Source organism: Amycolatopsis sp. NPDC051758, assembly GCF_044453095.1.
Lineage (GTDB): Bacteria > Actinomycetota > Actinomycetes > Mycobacteriales > Pseudonocardiaceae > Amycolatopsis.
This window is the reverse complement of record NZ_JBITCJ010000005.1, coordinates 549,498-564,641: the sequence shown is the minus strand read 5'-3', so window position 1 is coordinate 564,641 and position 15,144 is coordinate 549,498. Positions and strand designations below refer to the sequence as shown.

The following is a 15,144-nucleotide window of genomic DNA, read 5'->3' as shown; positions in this document are numbered from 1 at the left end:
GTGGTGTCAGCCGGTGAACGTCAAGTAGATCAGAACCAGGTTGAGCGTGATGATGACCGCCGCGATGACGCACGCCGCGACCGTCGTCAGGCGGCGGTTGGCGTCGGTGCCCATCAGGTCGCGATCGGCCGTCAACCGGATCAACGGCACGAGCGCGAACGGGATCCCGAACGACAGCACGACCTGCGAGACGACCAGCGCCGCGCTCGGGTCGGCGCCGAGGGCCAGGACCACGATCGCCGGGACCAGCGTAACCAGCCGGCGCAGCACCAGCGGGATTCGTTTGTGCAGCAGTCCTTGCATGATCATGGCGCCGGCGTACGCGCCGACCGACGTCGAGGCCAGGCCGGAGGCGAGCAGGCCGATCGCGAACATCAGCGCGATGCCCGGACCGAGGGCTTGGGCGACGGCGCCGTGCGCGCCCTCGATGCTGTCGACGCCCTCCTGGCCCTGGAGGTTCGTCGCGGCGAGCAGCAGCATGCCGAGGTTCACCGCGCCGGCCAGCAGCATCGCCAGGCCGACGTCGACGCGGGTGGCGCGCAGCAGCCGGCGGCGGGTGGTGACGTCCGGGCGGCCGTGGCGGTCGCGGACCAGGCCGGAGTGCAGGTAGACCGCGTGCGGCATGACCGTCGCGCCGAGCATCGCCGCGGCGATGAGGATGCTGCCGGAGCCGTCGAACCTCGGGACCAGCCCGCCGAGCGTCTCGGTCGCCGACGGCGGCTCGACGAACAGGCTGGCCAGGAAGCCGATCGCGATGACCAGCAGCAGGCCGGTGACGACCCGTTCGAACGTCCGCTGGCCGCCGCGGTCCTGGACCGCCAGCAGCGTCAGCGAAACGGCACCGGTGATCAGGCCGCCGACGATGAGCGGCAGGTCGAACAGCAGGTGAAGCGCGATGGCACCGCCGACGACCTCGGCCAGGTCGGTGGCGATCGCGACGACCTCGGCCTGCAGCCAGTACGCCAGCCGCGCGGGCCGCGACAGCCGGGCGCGCAGGGCCTCGGGCAGCGACATCCCGCTGACCAGGCCGAGTTTCGCCGACAGGTACTGCACGAGCACGGCCATCAGGTTCGCCGCGACGATGACCCAGACCAGCAGGTAGCCGTAGCGGGCCCCTGCGCTGATGTTGGAGGCGACGTTCCCGGGGTCGACGTAGGCGATGGCGGCGACGAACGCCGGGCCGAGCAGCGCCGACCCGGTGCGCAGGCGCGTCGCCAGGTTCGGCCGCGCGGCCTCGGTCACAGCCATGGCGCCTGCCTCTCAACCGGGATGTCGGGGACCCTAAATCGAAGTTTAGGCACGCCGAACTTTGCGGGGCAAGGGTGACGGCTCCCACCCTCGTGCGCGGGTTACCCGGGAATCGGCCGCCGGAAAGCCGCGTCAGGGGTGGGCGACCTCGTGGCCCGACTCGCGCAGGGCCTTGACCGCCTCGTCGAGGTCCGTCCCGCGGACCAGGATGTGGTCGGTGTCGAAGGTGGACATCGAGAACAGCGCCACACCGGCCCCGGCCAGCTCCGACGCCAGCGCGGCGATGATGCCGGTCAGCGTGAACTCGAGCGGGCCGCGGACCGAGAGCAGGCGCCAGCCGTCCTCGGCCGCCGTGCTGCCGGCCGGTTCGCGGCCGGCCGGGCAGATCACCGACAGCTCTTCGGGTGTGCGGGTCACCGAGACGAACGCGGGTTCACCGGGTGCGAGGAGCTCAGCGGGGACGGGTGCGTCGGCCGGCAGGCGGACCACCGCGTAGTCACCGGGCCGGACGTCGATCGCGAGTCGTTTCATCAGCCTTCAAGGACCTTCGGGCTCGTGGCGATCTCGGTGCCGTCCGGCAACGTCGAGATGGTGAAGTCGGCGAACACGTTCGCCGCGGCCTTTTGCAGCTCCCGCAGGCAGTCCACGGCCAGCTGGCGGATCTCGACGTCGGCGTGCTCGGTGGCGCGCATCGCGACGAAGTGCCGCCAGGCGCGGTAGTTCCCGGTGACGACGATGCGGGTTTCGGTCGCGTTCGGCAGCACGGCGCGCGCGGCCTGGCGGGCCTGCTTGCGGCGCAGGGTCGCGGTCGGGACGTCGGCGAACTTCTCCTCGAGCCCGGCCAGCAGCTCGGTGTAGGCGTCGACGCTCGCCTGGGTGGCGGCCACGAACTTCTCGTGCAGCACCGGGTCGTTCGCGATGATCTCCGGCTCGACGAAGGCGGCGTTGCCCTCCGGCACGTACCGCTGCGACAGCTGTGAGTACGAGAAGTGGCGGTGGCGGATCAGCTCGTGGGTCAGCGAACGCGAGATCCCGGTGATGTAGAAGGTCACCGAACCGTGCTCCAGCACCGAAAGGTGGCCGACGTCGATGATGTGCTCGAGGTAGCCGGCGTTGGTCGCGGTGGCCGGGTTGGGTTTCTTCCACGACTGGTAGCAGGCCCGGCCGGCGAACTCGGCGAGCGCCTCGCCGCCGTCCGCGTCGGTCGACCACGGCACGTCCTCGGGCGGGAAGAACTCCGTCTTCGCGATCAGCTGCACCCTCGGTGCCACGGTTTCGGCCACGTCCGCACTCCTTCCGGCGACTCCCCTCCGCACCCTATCCGCGTGCGGCGGGCCACTCCTGGGGGACACGAGCTCCTTGACTGACACCACGAGTGACGTCATAGTGGCGTCATGGACCTGACGCCGTACATCGCCAACCTTCGCGAGGACCTCGCGAACACGGCTGCCGCCGGGGACGAGCAGACCCGGCGGGCGGCCGCGCTGTTGTCCTCCGCGCTCGAACCCGCCGTCCGCCTGACCCTGATGAACGCCCTCGCCGACCTCGCCGCCGAGGTCACGGCCGCTTTGCCCGGCCAGGTGGTGGACGTCCGGCTCGACGGCCGGGACGTCCGGGTGGTCGTCACCGGGGCCGCCGAGGAGGCGCCACCACGGGCGACACCACGTGACACCACCACGCCACCACTGATGGACGGCGGTGACATCTCGCGCATCACGCTGCGCCTCGTCGAGCAGATCAAGGGGCAGGCCGAACGCGCGGCGCAGGCGCAGGGTGTCTCGCTGAACACGTTCGTTTCCCAGGCGGTGCAGGGGGCACTGGGGCACGGCTCGCTCGGCGCGGGCTCGAAGCACCACGGCAAGGGCGGCGGCCAGTCCGGCTCGCGCCTGCACGGCTGGGTCGAAGGCTGAGGGGAACGACGATGCGTGAAGAAGAGCAGAGCAAGCCGGCTTCCGAGACTCCGGCTTCGGAGACACCGGCTTCCGAGCCGCAGAACGACGAGCTGGTGCGGATCGACGAGTTCGAGACGGACGTCCCGCTGGAGCTCGACATCAGCGTCACGATCGGCCGCGTCGAGGTGGTCCTCGACGGGGATTCCGGCGCGCGGGTCGAGCTGCGGCACGACCAGGGTGAGCAGCAGCCGTGGGTGGCGGGGGTCAACAGCCTGCTGTCCTGGGTCGGCGAGCGCTTCGGCGACCAGCTGGGTGTCGACCCGGCGGCCTCCCCCGCCGAGGGTGTGCGGCAGAGCCGGATCGAGAAGCTCGGCAACCGCCTGGTCGTCCAGGCACCGAAGGCGTGGCAGCTGCGCAACGTCGCACTCTCGGTGAAGGTGCACGCCCCGGCGGGCTCGCACGTCGAGGTGCGCGCCGGCGCGGCGGACGTCACGGTGACCGGCTCGGCCGGGCGCGCCGACGTGCTGACCGGCTCCGGCGAGGTGAAGCTCGACCGGGCCGACGGCTCGGCGACGATCCGGACCGGCAGCGGCGGCATCAAGCTCGGCCCGACCCTGGGCGGGCTGCAGCTGCGCAGCGGCAGCGGCAACGTCGAGGCGTCCTCGCTGGCCGGGTCCGCCACCCTGGCCACCGGCACCGGCGACGTCTGGCTGGGCGCCGTGTCGGGCGAAGTGATGGCCCGCACCGGCAGCGGCGACCTGTCGGTGGCCGACGCCGGCTCGGGCACGCTCGACCTGATCACCGGCTCCGGCGAGGTCCGCATCGGCATCCGCAGCGGCACGGCGGCCGAGGTCGACCTGACCTCGAGCGGCGGCCGGGTGTCCAGCGAGCTGGACGTCTCCGACGCGGCCCCCGAGGGCGGCGTGAAGCTGAAGGTCCGCGCCCGCACGGGCTCCGGCAACGCCGTGGTGACGCGCGCGGCCGGCTAGTCAGGGGGAAGACGGGCCGTTTCCGGTGGGGGCCGGGAACGGCCCGTCGTGCTGTCCGGCGGGCACTGGAGCGGGTTTCGCTGCGCCGCGCCGGGACGAACCTGGTGGCACGGGCACACGGTGGAGTCGGGGGCGGCCGGTCGTGCTGGCCGGCGGACACGGAAACAGCTTCGCCGCGCCCAGCAGCAACCAGGGACAACCCCGCCACCACCGACGCGGCAGAACCGGGAACCGCCGGTCGCGCTGGCCGACAAAACGAAACAGCCTCGCCGCGCCACCCAGTCGCGACCGGGAGCAGCCCGGCGCTACGGGCAAGAGCCCGGGTGCCGTCGCGCTAGCCGGTGACGGCTGCCAGCCTCTCGGCGGGGGCTTTCGCATGGCTGTGGTCGACGCCGCGGCGGAACTCTTCAGCCGCGAAGTGCACGCCTCAGCACCGCCCGGACTGCCGAAACTCAGGGCGCTCTGCGAGGCATGGGTCTCGTACCTGGAGCGAGACGTCTTGCCGGGCGGGTGTTTCTTCACGACGACAGCGTCCGAAGTGGACGGACGCCCCGGCCCGGTGCGCGACGCCGTGCTGGGCCTGACGGAGCTGTGGCACCGCGACCTGCGCCTGCAGATCCGCTTGGCGGCGGACCTGCCGCCGGGAACCGACCCGGACCGGCTGCTGTACGACATCGCCAGCGTGATGCCGGCCCTCAACCTGTTCCGCCAACTGCACCGGGACCCGAAGGCGGCCGCGCAGGCCCGCGCGGCCCTGCGGCGCCTACTCGGCTAACCGGGGTCATCTCACCAGCTTGGCCAACGGCTTCGCCAGGTCGCCGCGCGTACCCACCGCTACGCCCGACAGGCCAAGCCACTCCGCCATGTGCTTCAGCTCCCCCGCCAGCTCCGGCAGCACCCGGGCCAAATCCGCCCCCTCCTCCGCGAACGCGCCCTGCACCCGCAGGACCCCCGATGCCCGGTCGGACTTCAGGTCCACCCGGGCCACCAAGGAACCGTCCAGCAGGAACGGGAACACGTAGTACCCGTACACCCGCTTCGGCTCCGGGACGTAGATCTCGATGCGGTACCTGAACCCGAACATCCGCTCGGTGCGCGCCCGCTCCCAGATCAGCGGGTCGAACGGGCACAGCAGCGCTCGGCCGAGGACCGAACGCGGTGTGCGGGCCGAAACATGCCGGTAGGCCGTTGCCTTCCAGCCGTGGACGGCCACCGGCTCCAGGACTCCGGACTCCACCAGCTCGGCCACCGCCTGGCGGGCCGGGGCCGGGCCGAGGCGGTAGTAGTCGCGCAGGTCCGTCTCCGTGGCGACGCCGAGTGCTCGGGCCGACCGCTCGATCAGGCCCCGGGCGCCTTCCTCCGGGGACACCGACACCGCGAGGATCTCCGGCGGGACCACTCGCTCCGTCAGGTCGTAGTGGCGCTCGAACGAGCGGCGGGTGCCCGTGGTCAGCTGGCCGACGCCGAACAGGTACTCGCAGACGCGCTTGACCTCCGACCGCTCCCACCACGAGCCCGGGCCGCGCCGCTGGGCGTCCGCCTCGACTTCGCGCTCGATGCCGCCCGCGCCGATCGGGCCGAGCTCCTTGACCACCGACAGGATCTCGTCGACCAGGCCCGGGGACTTCTCGATCAGCGGGCCGTAGTGCTTCCACCAGCCGTCGCGCTTGGCGCCCGAGCGGATCAGGGGCCAGTCCTCGATCGGGAGCAGGCTGGCCTCGTGCGCCCACGTCTCGACCATCATCCGGGGCCGGCGGGCCGAGTGCGACCACGCCGCGTCGTCCAGCAGCGCGGGCTCGTACGCGCCGAGCCGTGAGAACACCGGCATGTAGTGGGCCCGGACCGCGACGTTCACGGAGTCCAGCTGCAGCAGCTGGACCCGCGACAGCACCCGTTTGAGGTGCCGGCGGGTCGGGTCCGACACCGGACGCGGATCGCTGAAGCCCTGCGCGGCCAGGAAGGTCTTCCGGGCCGTCGCCACACTGATCGTTTGCATGGTCCCGTCATGGTGCCACCCACCACCGACAAAAAGGCGCACCGCTATCTTCACAGCCATGAGCGACGCCGCCGTCCGCCCCGCCGACCTGCCCGACGCCGCGGAGATCGCCCGCATCCAGCGCGACACCTGGCACGCCGCCTACGAGGACCTCCTCGGCAAGCAGGCCCTGGCCGAGCTGGACAACACCGACCTCGCCGGCACCTGGACCGAGACCATCGAGCACCCCGCCAGCCTCGTCTACGTCGCCACCGAGGGTGAGTTCACCGTCGGGTTCTGCGTTGCCGGCCGCGCGCCCGACGGCGAGGTCGCCGCCGCCGACGGCAGCCTGCCCGAGGACGCCGGCACCACCGGCCTGATCGCGACGCTGCTCGTCGAGCCGCGGTGGGGACGCCGCGGCCACGCCGGACGCCTACTCGCGACGGCCGCCGCGGGCCTCCGGGCCGACGGCGCCACCCGCGGCATCGCCTGGGTCGCCCAGGGTGACCACGCGTCGCTCGGCTTCTACCGCCGGGCCGGCTGGAACCCCGACGCCACGGTCCGCACCCTCGACACCGGCGAGCGCCTGCTCCGCGAGGTCCGCCTCACCGGCACCCTCGAGCTCGGCCTCGCCTGAGTCCCGGAAGATCACCCACCGCATCACGGAGTACATGAACACGCCTTCGCAGGCGCCCGCGAGCACCCGCGACAGGTGGTATTCGATGCCCAACGCCGTCAAGCCCGCGCCCACACCCAGCAGAAACGCGGCGTAATTGACAGCAATCGCACCTATGTAAAGGGCGAGCTGGATTCCCACCGCGGCGTGGGAATGGAAGTTGAACGTCCGGTTCAGCACGAAGCTCAGCCCGAACGCGCAGACGTACGCCAGCGTGATCGCCAGCCACACGGGCCAGCCGAGCAGGCCGTGGAAAACGGTCAACAGCCCCAGATCGACGCCGAACGTGAACCCGTTGATGAGGCAGAAGCCCAGAAACGTCGGAGCCACGATCCGCGACAGACCCAGCGGAAGCACCCGCACGACGGCCCGGCAGAGGGCGCCGAATCGGTCAGCGGGCGTACGGAGTTGCTCGGCGGCCACGCCGTCAGCGTTCCAGCGGGAGGTGGCCGCAAGCCGTCCGGCAGGTGATCTTCTGGTGCCGGCCACCGGCCGAAGAGTAGGGCCAACCCCCGTGCGCGGAGATTTCGAACTGATAACTTGGAAGAACACGAGCGTTTTTCAGGAGGTGACACGATGAGCTGGATCCTGCTGACGCTGGGCGTCGCGTTCGGTTCGGCCATCGTGCCGCTGATCAACGCCGAGGTGTTCCTGATCGGGCTGTGCGCGAGCCAGCCCGGGCTGCACTGGCTGTGGCTGGGGGCGGCGGTGGCCGTCGGGCAGATCGCCGGGAAGACGCTCTACTACCTCGCCGCGCGGGGCACGATCAAGCTGCCGAAGCCGCTGCACGACCGGCTGCACCGCGAGCGCCCGATGACGCCCCGGCGGGTGCGCTGGCAGCTGCGGACCAAACGGCTGCGCGGCTGGGTCGACCGCCTGCGCGAGCGCTGCCACCGGCACCCGCACTGGATGGCCGGGACCTACGGGGTCAGTTCGCTGCTGGGCCTGCCGCCGTTCATGGCGACGAGCGTGCTGGCCGGCCTGGTGCGGATGCGCCTCGCGACGTTCCTGACCACGGGCCTGGCCGGAAGGTGGATCCGCTTCAGTTTGATAGCGGCTTCACCTGCGGTGTTCGCGGGATGGTTGCATCACTAAGACTTTTGAGCAGAGTGCGGTCCAGGCCGGGCGGGAGACGGTGAGTTGGCCGAGGTTGCGGGCCTTCGTGTCTCGCACGCCGACGGACTCGGCGAGGAAAACCTCGACACACTCCTCGGTTGCGGTGTAGCTCGACTTGCGCCAGGTGAAGCCCACCTCAACACAATCTGTTTCGGTGCCGCTGTAGCTCGACTTGCGCCAGGTGTGCACGTTGCCTCCGACCTATCGCGAGACCTCCCGCAGCAGGGCGAGAGAGCCATCTTCGCCGAGAGCTTTGCCGGTGATCAGCCTAGCCAGCGCGAGGTAAGTGCCGCCACTGTCGCCTTCGTGCAGGAAACCGCTCGCGTGGTGGTGCTCCAAGTGCACGATGGCAGGCAGAGCACCGAACTCGTAGACGATGAACGGACCGATCAGGCCCGGGTGGTAACCGGCATCGAGCGGCACGATCCGCAGCGAGATGTTGGGCTGCTGCACCACTTCGACGAGATGATCGATCTGGTCGGACATGGTGTCCTCGTCGCCGACCCGGGTGCGGATCGCGGCTTCGCCGATGATGGCGTGCAGGCGAACGGGTTCCGGTTTGGTGAGAATCGCCTGCCGGTGCAGGCGCTTGACCAGCCGCCGGTCGACTTCTTCCTCGCCGATCCGCCCGGCACCGAGGATGGCCCGGGCGTAGTCGGGTGTCTGGAGCAGCCCGGGAACGATCGCCGGGGTCCAGTTGGTGATCTTCGTGGCGGTGCGCTCGTATTCGATGATCCCGGTGAGCGCGGTGGGCAGGTCCGAAGGGTTGGAATCGAGCCAGTTGGGGTCCTTCGCGTGCTTTGCCAAGTGCAGCAGGCGCTTCGTCACTTCGCGGCTTACCCGCAAATAACCGAGGATGCGCGCCACCTCCTCGACCGGCGGCACCCGCTGCCCCCGCTCCCACTGGGACAACAACTGCGGATCGATCTCCAACGCCCGCGACAGCTCACGCAGCCCGTATTTCCGCGCTTCGCGTACTTCTCGCAGCGAAGCGGACAACGCCCTCGCACCAGGCGAAGCAGAAGTCGGTTTCATGCGGGAGATCGTACGAAGCGCCGTCATTTCCCGAATGAACGACAACTGTAAGCGAATTGCCACACCAGAACACCGCAGGTCGCCACCACAAAAGCCCACCCGCCGATCGGCTCGGCCAGTACCGCCACCAGGAAGCAGAACGCGGCGAACCCGCCGAGGCCGCGCAGCACTCCCTGCATCGTCGCGGCCGCCGCCGCAGGGCCGCCCTGGGCCAGCGCGAACACCGCCACCACGCTCGTCCCGGTGGGGAACGGCGCCAGCACGCCCGTCAGATCCGGCCCGAGGCGGCCGGCGGCGGCCGTCAGGGTGACCACGAGCCCGGCCGTCGCGACCGCGCGGGCGGGCAGGTCCCACCACGGCAGCGTCACCGGCCCGGCCTCCCCCGGCGGAGGCATGATCCGGGTGGCCGCCCAGGCCGCCACCAGTGCCAGGCCCAGCGCGCCCCACACCGGGACCGGCGCGAACGACAACGCCAGGTCCAGGGACAGGCACACCAGCCAGCCCAGCAGCACCGTGCCCGGCCAGCTCCGGGCCCGGCTCACCCGGGCGAAGACCACGGCGAACGCCGCCAGCGACACCAGCCCCAGCAGCGACGCCGACGCGGCCCGCGCGACGAACGCCGGGCCGTGCTCCAGGAACGTGATCAGCAGGATCGGCCCCGCCACGACCGGCATCGCGACCAGCAGGCCGGTCAGGCTCGGGCCCCAGCGGCGTCCGGCCAGCGACGACCCGACCACCAGCAGTGGCGCGAGCACGAGCTTCAGCAGCAGCGTCACTGACCCCAGTCTGCCAGGGAAGGGCTCAGTGATCGGCGGCTTCGAGCTCAAGGGCCTTCTTCATCGTCTCGCGGGCGCGCCGCCGGTCGCCGGCGATGTCGTAGGCGTACGCGAGCTTGTACCAGGCCCGCCAGTTCTCCTGGTCGGCCTCGACCTCGGCGCGGCGGTCCTGGAACCACGCGTCGGCCGCGTCACGGTCAACGCGTCCCGACGGCCGCCGCGGCAGGTCCGAGACGTCCGGGAGCTCGCCTTCGGCGTCCAGCCGGCGGGACAGCCGCTGGATCTGCAGGCCGTTGCGCCAGGTCACGACGACGATCCAGATCCCCAGGATCGGCAGCAGCAGCACGCCGACGCCGAGCGCGATGCCCACACCCGTGCCGGACGCGAACAGCGCAAACGCCCGGTCGGCGAGCAGGACCAGGTAGACGACCAGCGCCGCCGTCATCAGCAGCGCGACGTTACGAGCCTTCACAGGTCGAGCACGTTCTCCAGGCCGACCGTCAGGCCGGGACGCGCCACCACCGTGCGCACGCCGAGCAGCACACCCGGCATGAACGAGGTCCGGTCGAGCGAGTCGTGGCGGATGGTCAGGGTCTCCCCCTCACCGCCGAACAGGATCTCCTCGTGCGCCACCAGGCCGGGCAGCCGGACCGAGTGGACCCGGACGTCCTCGACCGACGCGCCGCGGGCGCCGTCCAGCTCGGACGTCGTCGCGTCCGGACCCGGCTTCACGCCCGCCTCGGCCCGCGCCGCGGCGATCATCCGCGCGGTGTGGGCGGCGGTGCCCGACGGGGCGTCGGCCTTGCGGTTGTGGTGCAGCTCGATGATCTCGGCGGAGGCGTAGAACTTCGCCGCCTGGGCCGCGAACCGCATCGCCAGAACCGCGCCGAGCGCGAAGTTCGGCGCGATCAGCACGCCCAGCGACGGCTTCGGCTCGAGCAGCGCCCGCAGCGCGGCCAGCCGCTCCTCGCTGAAGCCCGTGGTGCCGACGACCGCGTGGATGTTGTGCTCCACCAGGTACTTCAGGTTGTCCATGACGGCGTCGGGGTGGGTGAAGTCGACAACGACCTGAGCCTCGGCCAGCGCCGAGAAGTCGTCGCCCGCGTCCAAAGCGGCGACGACCTGCATGTCGCCGGCGCCTTCGACGGCCTTCACCACCGTCGCGCCCATCCGGCCGCGAGCGCCGAGCACACCGACGTTGATGGTCATGAAGCGATCACCTCGTGCAGGTCGTCAGGAAGGTCGTCGGCGTGAGCGTACGGCCCGACGACCGCCGCCGCCGAGACCCCGCCCGGTCGTGCGAACAAAGTGCGAGCGAGCGCACACACCTCGTCGGTGGTGACGGCGTCGATGCGGGCGATCGTGTCGTCGACCCCCAGGTAGCGCCCGTAGTTGAGCTCGGTCTTGCCGATCCGCGACATCCGCGACGACGTGTCCTCCAGGCCCAGCACGAGCCCGCCGCGCAGCTGGCCCTTCGCGCGGGCCACCTCGGCGTCGGTCAGGCCGTCGACGCCGACCTTGTCGAGCACCTCGCGGATCACGCCGGCGACGTCGCCGAGCTTCTCCGGCTGACAACCCGCGTAGACGGACATGTGGCCGGTGTCGGAGTAGCTCGCGACCGAGGAGTACACCTGGTACGCCAGCCCGCGCTGCTCGCGGATCTCCTGGAACAGCCGCGAGCTCATGCCGCCGCCGAGGGCCGCGTTCAGCACCGACAGCGCAAACCGGCGCTCGTCGTGGCGCGACAGCGACCGGAGGCCGAGCATGACGTGCGCCTGCTCGGTGTCGTCGGTGTGCAGCGCCAGCTTCGGCGGGGTCTTGATCCGCGCGCGGCCTTCGCGGGGCGCGACCGGCGTCCCGGCGCCGGCCAAGCGATCGCGAAGAGCCTTGCGCACCAGGCGAAGCACCTGGTTGTGGTCGATGTTCCCGGCCACCGCCAGCACCATCCGCGGCAGCGTGTAGCGGCGCTTGTAGAACCCGCGCAACGCGGCCGGCGACATTTCGATGATCGACTTCTCGGTGCCGAGCACCGGACGGCCGAGCGGGTGCTCACCGAGGATCGCGCTGACGAACGTCTCGTGCAGCAGGTCCTCGGGGTCGTCGTCGCGCATCGAGATCTCTTCGAGCACGACGCTGCGTTCCATGTCCATGTCGCGGTCGGTGCAGAGCGCCTCGAACACGACGTCGGTGACCAGGTCGACGGCCAGCGGGAGGTCGGCGTCGAGCACCTGCGCGTAGTAGCAGGTGTGTTCCTTCGCCGTGAAGGCGTTGAACTCGCCGCCGACGGCGTCGATCTCCTCGGCGATCTGCGTGGCGTCGCGGTTCTTGGTGCCCTTGAACAGCAGGTGCTCGAGGTAGTGCGCGGCGCCGGCAACCGCGTTCGGCTCGTCGCGGGAGCCGATGCCGACCCACAGCCCGACCGTGGCCGAGCGGGACGCCGGGACGTGCTCGGTGATCACGCGCAGGCCGCCGGGCAGGACGCTGCGCTTGACTACCGCACCGTCCGGAGTGGACTCCAGCGTGCGGGTGCTGCCGACGGGCTGCTCGTGCCCGGAAACCTGCCGTGCCATGGGTTCCTTACTCACGATGCCGTTAAGGCCACCTTACGGGCGTCTGACGCCCGTAAGGTGGCCTTAAGGGACCACTACTTCTGCTGTGAAGCTGTCTTACTCAGGCGTCGGCCTTCTCGGCGTCGGCGTCGGCCGGGGCACCTTCGGCGGGGGCCTCGTCCTCCTTGACGACGATCAGGCTGATCTTTCCGCGGTTGTCGATGTCGGCGATCTCGACGCGGAGCTTGTCGCCCACGTTGACCACGTCTTCGACCTTGTTGATCCGCTTGCCGTTGCCCAGCTTGGAGATGTGCACCAGGCCGTCCTTGCCCGGCAGCAGCGAGACGAACGCGCCGAACGCGGCCGTCTTCACCACGGTGCCGAGGAAGCGCTCGCCGACCTTGGGCAGCTGCGGGTTGGCGATGGCGTTGATCAGGTCGATCGCCGCCTCCGCCGACGGGCCGTCGGCCGCGCCCACGTAGATCGTGCCGTCGTCCTCGATGGAGATGTCGGCGCCGGTCTGCTCGGTGATCGAGTTGATCATCTTGCCCTTCGGGCCGATGACCTCGCCGATCTTGTCCACCGGGATCTTCACGCTGGTGACGCGCGGCGAGTAGGGGCTCATCTCGTCCGGGCTGTCGATCGCCTCGGCGATGACCTCCAGGATGGTGAGGCGAGCGTCCTTCGCCTGCTTCAGCGCGGCGGCGAGCACCTCCGACGGGATGCCGTCGAGCTTCGTGTCCAGCTGCAGCGCGGTGATGATGTCCTTGGTGCCCGCGACCTTGAAGTCCATGTCGCCCATGGCGTCCTCGGCCCCGAGGATGTCGGTCAGCGCGACGTAGCGGGTCTCGCCGTCGACCTCGTCGGAGATGAGGCCCATCGCGATGCCCGCGACCGGCGCCTTCAGCGGCACGCCGGCGTTGTACAGCGCCATGGTGGACGCGCAGACCGAGCCCATCGAGGTCGAGCCGTTGGAGCCCAGCGCCTCGGAGACCTGGCGGATCGCGTACGGGAACTCGTCCCGCTTCGGCAGCACCGGCACGAGAGCGCGCTCGGCGAGCATGCCGTGGCCGATTTCGCGGCGCTTCGGCGAACCGACGCGGCCGGTCTCGCCGGTGGAGAACGGCGGGAAGTTGTAGTGGTGCATGTAGCGCTTGTGCGTCTCCGGGGACAGCGAGTCGATCTGCTGCTCCAGGCGAAGCATGTTCAGCGTGGTGACGCCCAGGATCTGGGTTTCGCCGCGCTCGAACAGCGCCGAGCCGTGCGCCCGCGGGATCACGGCGACCTCGGCCGAGAGCGACCGGATGTCGGTGAGGCCACGGCCGTCCATGCGGATCTTGTCCGTGAGGACGCGCTTGCGCATGACCTTCTTGGACAGCGCCTTGAACGCGGCGCCGATCTCCTTCTCGCGGCCTTCGAAGGCTTCGCCCTCGCCGACGCCGACCTTCTCCAGGACGGCGGCCTTGACCTCGTCGGTCGCGGCGTCACGGGCCTGCTTGCCGGCGATCTGGAGCGCGTTCGCCAGGTCGTCGGTCGCGATCGCGGCCACGGCGTCGAAGGCGTCCTGCTCGAAGGCCAGGAAGACCGGGAACTCGCCGGTCGGCTTGGCGGCCACGTCGGCCAGCTTCTGCTGGGCCTCGCACAGCACCTTGATGAACGGCTTGGACGCCTCGAGGCCCTCGGCGACCGAGACCTCGTCCGGCGCCTTGCCGCCGGCGGCGATCAGGTCGAGCGTGTTGTCGGTGCCTTCGGCCTCGACCATCATGATCGCGACGTCGTCACCGACGATACGACCGGCGACGACCATGTTGAAGGTCGCCTTCGCCAGCTGCGACCAGGTCGGGAACGCGACCCACTGGTCCTCGACCAGCGCGACGCGCACGCCGCCGACCGGGCCCGAGAACGGCAGGCCGGCGATCTGGGTCGACGCCGACGCGGCGTTGATGGCCAGCACGTCGTACGGGTCGTCCGGGTTGAGGCTCTGGACGGTGATGACGACCTGGATCTCGTTGCGGAGACCGTCGGTGAACGACGGGCGCAGCGGCCGGTCGATCAGGCGGCAGGTCAGGATCGCGTCCGTCGAGGGACGGCCCTCGCGGCGGAAGAACGCGCCCGGGATGCGGCCCGCGGCGTACATGCGCTCTTCGACGTCCACGGTCAGCGGGAAGAAGTCGAAGTGGTCCTTCGGGTGCTTCGACGCCGTGGTCGCCGAGAGCAGCATGGTCTCTTCGTCGAGGTAAGCCACGACGGCGCCGGCGGCCTGCTTGGCCAGGCGGCCCGTCTCGAAGCGGACGGTGCGGGTGCCGAACCGGCCGTTGTCGATCACGGCTTCGGTCTCGTGCACGGTGACTCCGGTGGAGTCGGTCATAGGGTGTTTCTCCTCTTTAGTTCCTTCTATACGGCGCAAGTCTCCCACCCTGGGACCCGGTTCGCTGAGGACGCTCGAGGAGTGATGCCGGTCTTCGATCGAAGCCCCCGGGACTCTTCCCGGAAGCCACTACCGAGGACCGGCGGACGGTTCCTCGGGCGCGCTCGCGCCGTTTCTTTCTCCTGCTAAGCCGAGGGGGAGCGACCGGCGGTCACTCCCCCTCGGGCAACAGCTATCGGCGCAGGCCGAGGCGCTGGATCAGCGCACGGTAACGCTCGATGTCCACCTTCATCACGTAGTTCAGCAGCCGGCGGCGACGGCCGACCAGCAGCAGGAGCCCGCGACGCGAGTGGTGGTCGTGCTTGTGAGCCTTGAGGTGCTCGGTGAGGCCGACGATCCGCTTGGTCAGCAGCGCGACCTGGGCCTCGGGGGATCCCGTGTCCGAGTCGTGCACGCCGTACTCGGCCAGGATCGACTTCTTCTCTTCGGTGGACAGCGCCACTTGGGTAACTCCTCGAAA

The 15,144-nt window shown here is 70.4% G+C and carries 17 protein-coding genes and 1 pseudogene; 5 read left to right on the top strand and 13 right to left on the bottom strand.

Features of this window, described 5'->3' with window-relative positions:
• Positions 1-6: 6 nt before the first annotated feature.
• The 3 genes from ACIA5G_RS26240 to thyX all read right to left on the bottom strand — a co-directional run bounded on the left by ACIA5G_RS26240 (position 7) and on the right by thyX (position 2,531).
• Entirely contained in the window at positions 7-1,248 is a 1,242-nt protein-coding gene (locus ACIA5G_RS26240; RefSeq protein WP_395927621.1) for an Nramp family divalent metal transporter, read from the bottom strand.
• Between the two features lie 132 nt (positions 1,249-1,380).
• Positions 1,381-1,779: an ACT domain-containing protein gene (locus ACIA5G_RS26235; RefSeq protein ID WP_395927619.1), complete on the bottom strand. Its 399-nt coding sequence runs from the start codon at positions 1,777-1,779 to the stop codon at positions 1,381-1,383.
• Positions 1,779-2,531 (bottom strand): FAD-dependent thymidylate synthase, encoded by a 753-nt coding sequence (gene thyX, locus ACIA5G_RS26230; RefSeq protein ID WP_395927617.1) that lies wholly within the window; start codon positions 2,529-2,531, stop codon positions 1,779-1,781. Before thyX ends, ACIA5G_RS26235 begins: the two co-directional genes overlap by 1 nt.
• Positions 2,532-2,642: 111 nt before the next feature.
• Between thyX and ACIA5G_RS26225 the strand changes: the two genes are divergently transcribed.
• The 3 genes from ACIA5G_RS26225 (at position 2,643) to ACIA5G_RS26215 (ending at position 4,904) form a co-directional block, all read left to right on the top strand.
• Positions 2,643-3,158 carry a toxin-antitoxin system HicB family antitoxin gene (locus ACIA5G_RS26225; protein WP_395927615.1) on the top strand — a complete coding sequence of 172 codons (516 nt, stop codon included), beginning with the start codon at positions 2,643-2,645 and terminating at the stop codon, positions 3,156-3,158.
• Positions 3,159-3,169: 11 nt separating this feature from the next.
• Positions 3,170-4,129, top strand: coding sequence for a DUF4097 family beta strand repeat-containing protein (locus tag ACIA5G_RS26220; protein WP_395927613.1), 960 nt, complete (start codon positions 3,170-3,172; stop codon positions 4,127-4,129).
• 376 nt (positions 4,130-4,505) lie between these two features.
• Positions 4,506-4,904 carry a TetR family transcriptional regulator C-terminal domain-containing protein gene (locus ACIA5G_RS26215; RefSeq protein WP_395927611.1) on the top strand — a complete coding sequence of 133 codons (399 nt, stop codon included), beginning with the start codon at positions 4,506-4,508 and terminating at the stop codon, positions 4,902-4,904.
• Positions 4,905-4,910: 6 nt separating this feature from the next.
• Here ACIA5G_RS26215 and ACIA5G_RS26210 read toward each other — a convergent pair whose 3' ends face one another.
• Entirely contained in the window at positions 4,911-6,125 is a 1,215-nt protein-coding gene (locus tag ACIA5G_RS26210) for a winged helix-turn-helix domain-containing protein (protein WP_395927609.1), read from the bottom strand.
• Positions 6,126-6,183: 58 nt separating this feature from the next.
• On the opposite strand from ACIA5G_RS26210, the gene ACIA5G_RS26205 reads away from it, so the two are divergent.
• Positions 6,184-6,741 (top strand): GNAT family N-acetyltransferase, encoded by a 558-nt coding sequence (locus ACIA5G_RS26205; RefSeq protein WP_395927607.1) that lies wholly within the window; start codon positions 6,184-6,186, stop codon positions 6,739-6,741.
• Between the two features lie 66 nt (positions 6,742-6,807).
• Here the strand turns inward: ACIA5G_RS26205 and ACIA5G_RS26200 are convergent.
• Positions 6,808-7,110, bottom strand: a pseudogene (locus ACIA5G_RS26200) (GtrA family protein); the annotation flags it as partial.
• A 246-nt stretch (positions 7,111-7,356) separates the two neighbouring features.
• On the opposite strand from ACIA5G_RS26200, the gene ACIA5G_RS26195 reads away from it, so the two are divergent.
• Positions 7,357-7,875 (top strand): hypothetical protein, encoded by a 519-nt coding sequence (locus ACIA5G_RS26195; protein ID WP_395927605.1) that lies wholly within the window; start codon positions 7,357-7,359, stop codon positions 7,873-7,875.
• On the opposite strand, the gene ACIA5G_RS26190 is transcribed toward ACIA5G_RS26195, so the two are convergent.
• The 8 genes from ACIA5G_RS26190 to rpsO form a co-directional block, all read right to left on the bottom strand.
• Positions 7,840-8,085: a DUF397 domain-containing protein gene (locus ACIA5G_RS26190; protein WP_395927603.1), complete on the bottom strand. Its 246-nt coding sequence runs from the start codon at positions 8,083-8,085 to the stop codon at positions 7,840-7,842. The genes ACIA5G_RS26195 and ACIA5G_RS26190 overlap by 36 nt on opposite strands.
• 12 nt (positions 8,086-8,097) lie before the next feature.
• On the bottom strand, positions 8,098-8,931 hold the full coding sequence (locus ACIA5G_RS26185; RefSeq protein ID WP_395927601.1) for a helix-turn-helix domain-containing protein: 834 nt from the start codon (positions 8,929-8,931) through the stop codon (positions 8,098-8,100).
• 23 nt (positions 8,932-8,954) lie between these two features.
• Entirely contained in the window at positions 8,955-9,707 is a 753-nt protein-coding gene (locus tag ACIA5G_RS26180; RefSeq protein WP_395927599.1) for a hypothetical protein, read from the bottom strand.
• Positions 9,708-9,732: 25 nt separating this feature from the next.
• Positions 9,733-10,179 carry a tetratricopeptide repeat protein gene (locus ACIA5G_RS26175; RefSeq protein WP_395927597.1) on the bottom strand — a complete coding sequence of 149 codons (447 nt, stop codon included), beginning with the start codon at positions 10,177-10,179 and terminating at the stop codon, positions 9,733-9,735.
• Positions 10,176-10,916, bottom strand: coding sequence for a 4-hydroxy-tetrahydrodipicolinate reductase (gene dapB, locus ACIA5G_RS26170; RefSeq protein WP_395927595.1), 741 nt, complete (start codon positions 10,914-10,916; stop codon positions 10,176-10,178). Before dapB ends, ACIA5G_RS26175 begins: the two co-directional genes overlap by 4 nt.
• Positions 10,913-12,277, bottom strand: coding sequence for a M16 family metallopeptidase (locus ACIA5G_RS26165; protein ID WP_395927593.1), 1,365 nt, complete (start codon positions 12,275-12,277; stop codon positions 10,913-10,915). Before ACIA5G_RS26165 ends, dapB begins: the two co-directional genes overlap by 4 nt.
• 100 nt (positions 12,278-12,377) lie before the next feature.
• On the bottom strand, positions 12,378-14,624 hold the full coding sequence (locus tag ACIA5G_RS26160; protein WP_395927591.1) for a polyribonucleotide nucleotidyltransferase: 2,247 nt from the start codon (positions 14,622-14,624) through the stop codon (positions 12,378-12,380).
• Positions 14,625-14,856: 232 nt separating this feature from the next.
• Positions 14,857-15,126: a 30S ribosomal protein S15 gene (rpsO, locus tag ACIA5G_RS26155; RefSeq protein ID WP_003084034.1), complete on the bottom strand. Its 270-nt coding sequence runs from the start codon at positions 15,124-15,126 to the stop codon at positions 14,857-14,859.
• Positions 15,127-15,144: the final 18 nt, after the last annotated feature.

Excerpts from the sequence above, each read along its gene's own strand:
- ACIA5G_RS26240 (WP_395927621.1), bottom strand. The coding sequence starts at position 1,248 with ATGGCTGTGACCGAGGCCGCGCGGCCGAACCTGGCGACGCGCCTGCGC.
- ACIA5G_RS26235 (WP_395927619.1), bottom strand. The coding sequence starts at position 1,779 with ATGAAACGACTCGCGATCGACGTCCGGCCCGGTGACTACGCGGTGGTC.
- ACIA5G_RS26225 (WP_395927615.1), top strand. The coding sequence starts at position 2,643 with ATGGACCTGACGCCGTACATCGCCAACCTTCGCGAGGACCTCGCGAAC.
- ACIA5G_RS26220 (WP_395927613.1), top strand. The coding sequence starts at position 3,170 with ATGCGTGAAGAAGAGCAGAGCAAGCCGGCTTCCGAGACTCCGGCTTCG.
- ACIA5G_RS26215 (WP_395927611.1), top strand. The coding sequence starts at position 4,506 with ATGGCTGTGGTCGACGCCGCGGCGGAACTCTTCAGCCGCGAAGTGCAC.
- ACIA5G_RS26210 (WP_395927609.1), bottom strand. The coding sequence starts at position 6,125 with ATGCAAACGATCAGTGTGGCGACGGCCCGGAAGACCTTCCTGGCCGCG.
- ACIA5G_RS26205 (WP_395927607.1), top strand. The coding sequence starts at position 6,184 with ATGAGCGACGCCGCCGTCCGCCCCGCCGACCTGCCCGACGCCGCGGAG.
- ACIA5G_RS26195 (WP_395927605.1), top strand. The coding sequence starts at position 7,357 with ATGAGCTGGATCCTGCTGACGCTGGGCGTCGCGTTCGGTTCGGCCATC.
- ACIA5G_RS26185 (WP_395927601.1), bottom strand. The coding sequence starts at position 8,931 with ATGAAACCGACTTCTGCTTCGCCTGGTGCGAGGGCGTTGTCCGCTTCG.
- dapB (WP_395927595.1), bottom strand. The coding sequence starts at position 10,916 with ATGACCATCAACGTCGGTGTGCTCGGCGCTCGCGGCCGGATGGGCGCG.
- ACIA5G_RS26165 (WP_395927593.1), bottom strand. The coding sequence starts at position 12,277 with ATGGCACGGCAGGTTTCCGGGCACGAGCAGCCCGTCGGCAGCACCCGC.
- ACIA5G_RS26160 (WP_395927591.1), bottom strand. The coding sequence starts at position 14,624 with ATGACCGACTCCACCGGAGTCACCGTGCACGAGACCGAAGCCGTGATC.